The sequence below is a fragment of the Pseudomonas sp. 32_A genome (genome assembly GCF_017490905.1).
In the GTDB taxonomy this organism is placed as follows: domain Bacteria; phylum Pseudomonadota; class Gammaproteobacteria; order Pseudomonadales; family Pseudomonadaceae; genus Aquipseudomonas; species Aquipseudomonas inefficax.
This window is the reverse complement of sequence record NZ_JAFGYI010000001.1, coordinates 173,517-183,750: the sequence shown is the minus strand read 5'-3', so window position 1 is coordinate 183,750 and position 10,234 is coordinate 173,517. Positions and strand designations below refer to the sequence as shown.

Genomic DNA, 10,234 nt, shown 5'->3' with positions numbered 1-10,234 from the left:
CTGTGGGAGCGGGTTTACCCGCGAAGCAGGCGACGCGGTGGATGGCACCGGCTGCGCCGGTGTTCGCGGGTAAACCCGCTCCCACAGGTATGGCGCATTGCTTCAGCTGGTGGGGTCCCTGTGGGAGCGGGCATGCCCGCGAAGCAAGCGACGCGGTGGATGGCACCGGCTGTGCCGGTGTTCGCGGGCGCGCCCGCTCCCACAGGTACAGCGCATTGCTTCAGCTGGTGGGGTCCCTGTGGGAGCGGGTTTACCCGCGAAGCAAGCGACGCGGTGGATGGCACCGGCTGTGCCGGTGTTCGCGGGCGCGCCCGCTCCCACAGGTATGGCGCATTGCTTCAGCTGGTGGGGTCCCTGTGGGAGCGGGTTTACCCGCGAAGCAGGCGACGCGGTGGAAGGCACCGGCTGCGCCGGTGTTCGCGGGCGCTACTGCCCTGAATTTCCGTCTAAATCCATGCCACCACTCAACCGTCTAACTACGGAGGAAATTGATGAGCTGATTTCTTAGGAGATTCCCTGTGCAAGAGCTGCTCGATACAGTCGTATCGTTGTCCACCCAAAAACGTAAGGCGTTGGCAGCCTTGCTCAAGAAACAAGGCGTGAACCTGTACGGTGTCACGCCGATCTTCCCGAGGGATCCTGCAGAGCCGGTGCTGCTTTCCTACGCTCAGCAGCGCTTGTGGATACTGTCGCAACTGGGCGAGGTGGGCAGTGCGTACAACCTCTCGTCCGTCTTGCGTTTCAAAGGCCACCTGGATACCCAAGCCCTGCAGCGCAGCTTCGAGGCCCTGATCGAGCGCCACGAAACGCTGCGGACCACCTTCCGCCTGGAAGGCGAGCAGGCGGTTCAGGTGATCCACCCACATGTCCCTTTCGAACTGCCCGTTGAAGTGCTGGCGCAGGCCGATGACAACCACTTGCGCCAGCGCGTCGAAGCCGAAGCCCACCTGCCTTTCGACCTGCAACAGGGCCCGCTGCTGCGTGTGCGCCTGTTGCACCTGGCAGCAGACGAACATGTGCTGGTGCTGACCCTGCACCACATTGTCTCCGACGGCTGGTCGATGCCGGTGATGGTCAACGAGCTGGTGCAGCTCTACCACGGCCACAGCCAGGGCCAACCCGTGGAATTGCCGGCGCTGCCGGTGCAGTACGCCGATTACGCCACCTGGCAGCGCAACTGGATGGAGGCCGGCGAACAGGCAAAGCAACTGGCCTACTGGACCGCGCAACTGGGGGAAGAGCAGCCAGTGCTGGAGCTGCCCGCCGACCGCCCGCGGCCCGCCGTGAGCAGCCATCAGGGCGCACGGGTAAAGGTCGCGCTGGGCCAGGAACTGGCCGAGGCACTCAAGCATCTGGCCCAGCAGCAGGGCGTGACGCCGTTCATGTTGTTGCTGGCCAGCTTCCAGGCGCTGCTGCACCGCTACAGCGGCCAGCCAGACATCCGCGTCGGCGTACCGGTTGCCAACCGCAACCGGGTCGAGACCGAGCGCCTGATCGGCTTTTTCGTCAACACCCAGGTGTTACGCGCCGAGTTCGACTTGCAGATGACTTTCATTGACGTGCTGCAGCAGGTGAAGCAACGTGCATTGGGTGCCCAGGCCCATCAGGACCTGCCATTCGAGCAGTTGGTCGAGACCTTGCAGGTCGAGCGCAACCTTGGCCACAGCCCGCTGTTCCAGGTGATGTACAACCACCAGACCCAGGCCAAGGGCGAGCGCCGTAGCCTGCAAGGGCTGCAGATGGAAGAGCTGGCCTGGGACAACCACACCGCCAAGTTCGACCTGACCCTGGATACCTTCGAGCACGAGCAGGGTATTGGCGCGGCACTGACCTACGCCACCGACCTGTTTGACGCCGCGACCGTCGAGGGCATGGCCCGGCATTGGTTGAGCCTGCTGCAGGGGATCGTGTGCGAACCCGGGCAGCGGGTTGCCGACCTGCCGCTGCTGGACGAGCCTGAGCGGCGCATCATCGTGCGCGACTGGAACGCCACCGAAGCGGACTACCCGGCAGGGCACAGCATCCATCAGCTGATCGAAGCCCAAGTGTTCGCCAACCCGGATGCACCGGCGCTGGCCTTTGGCGAGCAGACCCTGAGCTATGCCGAGCTCAACCGCCGTAGCAACCAGCTGGCGCACAAGCTGCGCGAGCTGGGCGTGGGCCCGGATGTGCTGGTGGGCATCGCCATGGAGCGCAGCCTGGAGATGGTCGTCGGTTTGCTGGGTATTTTGAAGGCCGGTGGCGCCTATGTGCCACTGGACCCGGAGTACCCCCAGGACCGTTTGAGCTACATGTTCGAGGACAGCGGCATCGCCTTGCTGCTGACCCAGTCGCACCTGCACGAAGCCCTGCCGATCCCGGCCGGCCTGCGCAGCCTGGACCTGGATATGGTGGACCTGAGCGGCTACAGCGACGCCAACCCGAACATCGACGTGGCCCCGCTTAACCTCGCCTACGTGATCTACACCTCCGGTTCCTCCGGTCGCCCGAAGGGCGCTGGCAACAGCCATCAGGCGCTGGTCAACCGCCTGTGCTGGATGCAGAAGGCCTACGGTCTGGGCGCCAGCGACAGCGTGCTGCAGAAAACCCCGTTCAGCTTCGACGTGTCGGTGTGGGAGTTCTTCTGGCCGCTGCTGACCGGGGCGCGCCTGGTCATGGCCCAGCCCGGGGCGCACCGCGACCCGCAGCTGCTGGTGGAATGCATCAACCATTACGGCATCAGCACGCTGCACTTCGTACCGTCGATGCTGCAGGCGTTCATGACCCACGAAGCGGTCGAAAGCTGCGTCAGCCTCAAGCGCGTGGTGTGCAGCGGCGAAGCGTTGCCGGCCGAACTGGCCCGCCAGACCCTGCAACGCCTGCCGGCGGCGGGCCTGTACAACCTGTATGGCCCGACCGAAGCGGCGATCGACGTCACCCACTGGACCTGCCAACCGGACGAAAGCATCAGCGTGCCGATCGGCCAGCCGATCGACAACCTCAAGACCCACATCCTTGAAGGCAGCCTGCAACCGGCGGTGCGCGGCAGTGCCGGCGAGCTGTACCTCGGTGGCGTGGGCCTGGCGCGTGGTTACCACCAGCGTCCGGCGCTGACCGCCGAACGCTTCGTACCAGACCCGTTCAGCGACAACGGCGGGCGCCTGTACCGCACCGGTGACTTGGCGCGTTATCGCGCCGATGGCGTGATCGACTACGCCGGGCGCATCGACCACCAGGTGAAGATTCGCGGCCTGCGCATCGAACTGGGCGAGATCGAGGCACGCTTGCTGGAACTGCCGAGTGTGCAGGAGGCCGTGGTGCTGGCGCAGGACGGACCAAGCGGCAAGCAGCTGGTGGGCTATGTGGTGCCTGCCGACGGCACGCAAGACGAAAGCGCCTTGCGCGACAGCCTGCGCGAGGCGCTCAAGGCCGGCCTGCCGGACTACATGGTGCCGGCGCACCTGCTGCTGCTCGGCAAGCTGCCAGTGACGCCGAACGGCAAGCTGGACCGCAAGGCCCTGCCGCAGCCGGATGCCAGCCAGACGCAGGGCCAGTACATCGCCCCGCAGAGCGAGCTGGAGCAGCAGATTGCCGCGATCTGGGCGGATGTGCTGAAGCTGGAGAGGGTCGGCCTCGACGACCATTTCTTCATGCAGGGAGGGCACTCTCTGCTGGCAGTTTCGGTGATTGCCCGCATTCGTCAGCACCTGGGGCTGGATGTGCAGCTGCTTACCCTGTTCGAGGCTCCGGTGTTGAGGAACTTTGCCAAACGTGCCGAGCTTGGTGAGCGGGCACCGGCTGCTGCCATCGAATGCGTGAGCAGGGCTCGGCCGCTGGCGCTTTCCTACGCCCAGCAACGCCAGTGGTTCCTGTGGCAGTGGGCACCGCACAGTGCCACCTACAACATTCCGGCAGCACTGAAGCTGGCCGGGGCGCTGGATATCGCTGCCCTGCAGCAAGCCTTCGGCGCCTTGATCGAGCGTCACGAAACCCTGCGCACCACCTTCCGCCTGGACGGCGAGCAGGCGGTGCAGGTCGTTCATGCCCAGGTGCCGTTCGCGCTGGCCATCGAGGAGCAGGCGCACGCCGATGAGGCCGCTGTGCGTGCCTGGGTCGAAGCCGAAGCCGGGCAACCGTTCGACCTGGAGCAGGGGCCGCTGCTGCGCGCCCGGCTGCTGCGCCTGGCGGCGGACCAGCATGTGCTGGTACTGACCCTGCACCATATCGTCGCCGACGGCTGGTCGATGCCAGTGCTGGTCGATGAGCTGGTGCAACTGTATGCGGGCTACAGCCAGGGCCAGGAGCCGACACTGCCGGTCCTGCCGATCCAGTACGCGGACTTCGCCGTGTGGCAGCGCAACTGGATGGAAGCCGGCGAGCAGGCGCGGCAGCTGGCCTACTGGACCGAACAACTGGGTGATGAGCAGCCGGTGCTGGAACTGCCCTTGGATCATCCGCGCCCGGCTGTACCGAGCCACAGAGGGGCGCGGTTACCGATCGTGCTGGACGATGAGTTGGTCACCAACCTGAAGCGCGTTGCCCAGCAGCAGGGCGTGACGCCGTTCATGCTGTTGCTGGCCAGCTTTCAGACCTTGCTGCATCGCTACTCGGGCCAGGCCGATATCCGTGTTGGTGTGCCCACGGCCAACCGCAACCGGGTCGAGACCGAGCGCCTGATCGGCTTCTTCGTCAACACCCAGGTGCTGCGTGCCGAGTTCGATGTGCAGCTGACTTTCGGCGAGCTGCTGCAACAGGTCAGGCAACGTGTCCTGGGCGCGCAGGCCCATCAGGACCTGCCGTTCGAGCAGTTGGTCGAAGCCTTGCAGCCTGAGCGTAACCTTGGGCACAACCCGTTGTTCCAGGTGCTGTACAACCACCAGACAGAACTCAAGGGTAGCCAGCACCGCTTGCCCGGCCTGGAAATGTCCGGCCTGGACTGGAGCACGAACACAGCCAAGTTCGACCTGAGCCTGGATACCTACGAAGCCGAGCAAGGGATCGGTGCGGCGCTGACCTATGCCACTGATCTGTTCGACGCCAGCACCATCGAGCGCATGGCGCGGCACTGGGTCAACCTGCTCGAAGCCATCGTGCGCCAACCGGGCCAGCGTATCAGTGAGCTGCCGTTGCTGGGCGAGGACGAGCAGCAGGCAGTGCTGCATGACTGGAACCGCAACACAGCCGCCTTCCCGGATGAGCGCAGCATTCATGAGCTGATCGAGGCCCGGGTGGCCGCTGCCCCCGAGGCGCCGGCGGTCACCTTCGGCGAGCAGACCCTGAGCTATGGTGAGCTGAACCGCAGGGCCAACCAGCTGGCGCACAAGTTGATCGAGCGTGGCGTTGGCCCTGATGTGCTGGTGGGCATCGCCATGGAGCGCAGCCTGGAAATGGTCATCGGCCTGCTGGGTATCCTCAAGGCCGGTGGCGCCTATGTGCCGCTGGACCCGGAATACCCACAAGACCGCCTCAGCTACATGTTCGCCGACAGTGGCATTGCCTTGCTGCTGACCCAGTCGCACCTGCGCGAGGTGCTGCCAATTCCGGCCGCTATCGAGTGCCTGGAGCTGGATGAGCAGGTTCTGGCCAGCTACAGCGATGCCAATCCGAATATCGAAGTGGCCCCGCAGAACCTGGCCTACGTGATCTACACCTCCGGCTCTACCGGCAAGCCCAAGGGCACGCTGCTGCCGCACCAGAACGTGGTCCGGTTGTTCGCGGCGACGCAGGCGTGGTTCCGCTTCGATGCCAGCGATGTGTGGACGGTGTTCCACTCCTACGCCTTCGACTTCTCGGTGTGGGAGCTGTTCGGCGCGCTGCTGTATGGCGGCCGGGCGGTGATGGTGGCCAAGGACGTGGCTCGTTCCAGCGAGGACTTCCATGCGCTGCTGCAGCGTGAGCAGGTCACGGTGCTGAACCAGACGCCGTCGGCGTTCCGCCAGTTGATCCCGGTGGCCTGCGCGGCAGCGCGGCAGGGGCAGGGCCTGGCCCTGCGGCATGTGGTGTTCGGCGGTGAAGCGCTGGATGTGAGCAGCCTCGCCCCCTGGTTCGAAGCGTTTGGTGATCAGCAGCCACGGCTGATCAACATGTACGGCATCACCGAGACCACGGTACACGTGACCTACCGGCCGATCACCAAGGCCGACCTGGCCAAGGGTGCGAGCAGCCCGATCGGCGAGGTGATTCCGGACCTGTCGTGGTACCTGCTGGATGCTGCGCTGAACCCGGTGGCCCCGGGCAGCCACGGCGAACTGGTGATCGGCCAGGCCGGCCTGGCGCGGGGGTATCACGGGCGCCCGGGGCTGACCGCCGAGCGCTTCGTGCCGAACCCGTTCGACAGCCAGGGTGGTCGCCTGTACCGCTCGGGCGACCTGGCCCGCTACGGCGGCGCGGGAGTGGTGGAGTACCTGGGGCGGATCGACCATCAGGTGAAGATCCGAGGTTTTCGCATCGAGCTGGGCGAGATCGAGGCGCGGCTGCAGGCGCAGGCCAGCGTGGCCCAGGGTTTGGTGTTGGCCCAGGACGGCCCTGGCGGCAAGCAGTTGGTGGGGTATGTGGTGCCTGTCGACAGCACGCAAGACGAAGGCGCATTGCGCAACAGCCTGCGCGAGGCGCTCAAGGCCGGTTTGCCGGACTACATGGTGCCGGCCCACCTGCTGTTCCTGGCCAAGCTGCCGTTGACCGCCAACGGCAAGCTGGACCGCCGTGCGCTGCCGCAGCCGGACGCCAGCCTGCTGCAAGCGGCCTACGTGGCCCCGCAGAGTGAGCTGGAACAACGGATCGCGGCGATCTGGGCCGATGTGCTGAAGCTGGAGCGGGTCGGCCTGGGCGACAACTTCTTCGAACTGGGTGGGCACTCCTTGCTCGCCGTCCAGGTGATCTCCCGGGTACGTCAGAGCCTGGGCGTGGAGCTGCAGTTGCGCGTGCTGTTCGAAACGTCGAGCCTGGCCGACTTCGCCAGGCTTGCAGCGCAAGGTGAGCGAGCTGGCTCTACCGGTATTGCACGGGTTTCTCGGGAGCAACCACTGGCGCTTTCCTACGCCCAGCAACGGCAGTGGTTCCTGTGGCAATGGGCACCGCACAGTGCCACCTACAACATTCCGGCAGCACTGAAGCTGGCCGGGGCGCTGGATATCGCTGCCCTGCAGCAAGCCTTCGGCGCCTTGATCGAGCGTCACGAAACCCTGCGCACCACCTTCCGCCTGGACGGCGAGCAGGCGGTGCAGGTCGTTCATGCCCAGGTGCCGTTCGCGCTGGCCATCGAGGAGCAGGCGCACGCCGATGAGGCCGCTGTGCGTGCCTGGGTCGAAGCCGAAGCCGGGCAACCGTTCGACCTGGAGCAGGGGCCGCTGCTGCGCGCCCGGCTGCTGCGCCTGGCGGCGGACCAGCATGTGCTGGTACTGACACTGCACCATATCGTCGCGGATGGCTGGTCGATGCCGGTGCTGGTCGATGAGCTGGTGCAACTGTATGCGGGCTACAGCCAGGGCCAGGAGCCGACACTGCCGGTCCTGCCGATCCAGTACGCGGACTTCGCCGTGTGGCAGCGCAACTGGATGGAAGCCGGCGAGCAGGCGCGGCAGATGGCCTACTGGACCGAACAATTGGGGGGTGAGCAGCCGGTGCTGGAACTGCCCCTGGATCATCCGCGCCCGGCTGTACCGAGCCACCAAGGCGCGCGTTGGCCGATTGAGTTGGGTAATGAGCTGGCGGTCAACCTCAAGCGCGTTGCCCAGCAGCAGGGCGTGACGCCGTTCATGCTGCTGCTGGCCAGCTTCCAGACCTTGCTGCATCGCTACTCGGGCCAGGTCGATATCCGTGTTGGTGTGCCCACGGCCAACCGCAACCGGGTCGAGACCGAGCGCCTGATCGGCTTCTTCGTCAACACCCAGGTGCTGCGTGCCGAGTTCGATGTGCAGCTGACTTTCGGCGAGCTGCTGCAACAGGTCAGGCAACGTGTCCTGGGCGCGCAGGCCCATCAGGACCTGCCGTTCGAGCAGTTGGTCGAAGCCTTGCAGCCGGAGCGCAACCTTGGGCACAACCCATTGTTCCAGGTGTTGTACAACCACCAGACAGAACTCAAGGGTAGCCAGCACCGCTTGCCGGGCCTGGAAATGTCCGGCCTGGACTGGAGCACGAACACAGCCAAGTTCGACCTGAGCCTGGATACCTACGAAGCCGAGCAAGGGATCGGTGCGGCGCTGACCTATGCCACTGATCTCTTCGACGCCAGGACCATCGAGCGCATGGCGCGGCATTGGGTCAACCTGCTGGAAGCCATCGTGCGCCAACCGGGCCAGCGTATCAGCGAGCTGCCGTTACTGGGCGAGGAGGAGCAGCAGGCAGTACTGCATGACTGGAATCGCAACACCGTCGCTTTCCCGGATGAACGCAGCATTCACGAGCTGATCGAGGCCCGGGTGGCGGCTGCCCCCGAGGCCCCGGCAGTCACTTTCGGCGAGCAGACCCTGAGCTACGGCGAGCTGAACCGCAGGGCCAACCGGCTGGCGCACAAGTTGATCGAGCGTGGCGTTGGCCCTGACGTGCTGGTGGGCATCGCCATGGAGCGCAGCCTGGAAATGGTCATCGGCCTGCTGGGGATTCTCAAGGCCGGTGGCGCCTATGTGCCGCTGGACCCGGAGTACCCAGAGGACCGCCTCAGCTACATGTTCGCCGACAGTGGCATTGCCTTGCTGCTGACCCAGTCGCACCTGCGCAAAGCCCTGCCGATCCCGGTTGGCCTGCACAGCCTGGATCTGGATGTCGAAGACCTGACCGGCTACAGCGATGCCAACCCGAACATCGAAGTAGCCCCGCAGAACCTGGCCTACGTGATCTACACCTCCGGCTCCACCGGCAAGCCCAAGGGCACGCTGCTGCCGCACCAGAACGTGGTCCGGCTGTTCGCGGCGACGCAGGACTGGTTCCGCTTCGATGCCAGTGACGTGTGGACGGTGTTCCACTCCTACGCCTTCGACTTCTCGGTATGGGAGCTGTTCGGCGCGCTGCTGTACGGCGGCCGGGCGGTGATGGTGGCCAAGGATGTGGCACGTTCCACCGAGGACTTCCATGCGCTGCTGCAGCGCGAGCAGGTGACGGTGCTGAACCAGACGCCGTCGGCGTTCCGCCAGTTGATCCCGGTGGCCTGCGCGGCAGCGCGGCAGGGGCAGGGGCAGGGCCTGGCCCTGCGGCATGTGGTGTTCGGCGGTGAAGCGCTGGATGTGAGCAGCCTCGCCCCCTGGTTCGAAGCGTTTGGTGATCAGCAGCCACGGCTGATCAACATGTACGGCATCACCGAAACCACGGTACACGTGACCCACCGGCCGATCACCAAGGCCGACCTGGCCAAGGGTGCGAGCAGCCCGATCGGCGAGGTGATCCCGGACCTGTCGTGGTACCTGCTGGATGCCGCGCTGAACCCGGTGGCCCCGGGCAGCCACGGCGAACTGGTGATCGGCCAGGCCGGCCTGGCGCGGGGCTATCACGGGCGCCCGGGGCTGACCGCCGAGCGCTTCGTGCCGAACCCGTTCGACAGCCAGGGTGGCCGGCTGTATCGCTCGGGCGACCTGGCCCGCTACGGCGGCGCGGGAGTGGTGGAGTACCTGGGACGGATCGACCATCAGGTGAAGATTCGAGGTTTTCGCATCGAGCTGGGCGAGATCGAGGCGCGGTTGCAGGCGCAGGCCAGCGTGGCCCAAGGAGTGGTGCTGGCCCAGGACGGCCCTGGCGGCAAGCAGCTGGTGGGGTATGTGGTGCCTGCCGATGCAGCCGTGATGGCCAGCATCGAGGCCCAGGCTGCCGAGCGTGAAGCGCTGCGTACTGCGCTGAAGGCGAGCCTGCCGGACTACATGGTGCCGGCCCACCTGCTGTTCCTGGCCAAGCTGCCGTTGACCGCCAACGGCAAGCTGGACCGCCGTGCGCTGCCGCAACCGGATGCCAGCCAGTTGCAGCGTGACTACCTCGCACCACAAAGCGAACTGGAGCAACGGATCGCGGCGATCTGGGCCGATGTGTTGAAGCTGGAGCGGGTCGGCCTGGGCGACAACTTCTTCGAACTGGGCGGGCACTCCTTGCTGGCAACCCAGGTCATGGCGCGGCTACAGGTCGAGCTTGGCACGAGCCTGCCCCTGGCGTTGTTGTTCCAGGCGCAAACGCTGCAGGACTACGCAGCAATGATCAATGGCTTGAATACCCATAGCGATGCAGACCTGGATGAACTCCAGGACTTCATGAGCGAGCTTGAGGCAGTCTGAAATGC

The 10,234-nt window shown here is 65.6% G+C and carries 1 protein-coding gene; it reads left to right on the top strand.

The window, feature by feature from the left end:
* Positions 1-581 precede the first annotated feature (581 nt).
* On the top strand, positions 582-10,229 hold the full coding sequence (locus J5M58_RS28260) for a non-ribosomal peptide synthetase (protein ID WP_306795215.1): 9,648 nt from the start codon (positions 582-584) through the stop codon (positions 10,227-10,229).
* Positions 10,230-10,234: the final 5 nt, after the last annotated feature.